Source organism: Buttiauxella agrestis ATCC 33320, from assembly GCF_000735355.1.
GTDB lineage: Bacteria > Pseudomonadota > Gammaproteobacteria > Enterobacterales > Enterobacteriaceae > Buttiauxella > Buttiauxella agrestis.
On record NZ_JMPI01000090.1, the window covers coordinates 1 to 275 of the forward strand.

At 42.2% G+C, this 275-nt stretch carries 1 pseudogene; it reads left to right on the forward strand.

The window, feature by feature from the left end:
* Nucleotides 1-275: pseudogene (locus tag GBAG_RS22970) on the forward strand (MFS transporter); the annotation flags it as partial.

Sequence of the window (275 nt, forward strand, 5' to 3'; positions counted from 1 at the left end):
CGCAATGGACGTTTTCGGCTCAGTATTTACTTATTATGTCGTTTACGGATTACATCAGGATGCCGCCGCCGTTTCAGGTTATTTAAGCGTGGCCGCATTTGTTTCTGTTCCGGGAACATTTGTCTTTATGCTGTTACTCAGCAAATTGAATTTCACGCCTTCCGGCGCACTGCGCTTATCTTATAGTTGTATTTTTGCAGTATTAGCCTTCCTGTTTTATGCCTATATCAATAACATCAATGTATCCGTGATCTTGTTCTCCGCTGTGTTTGTCA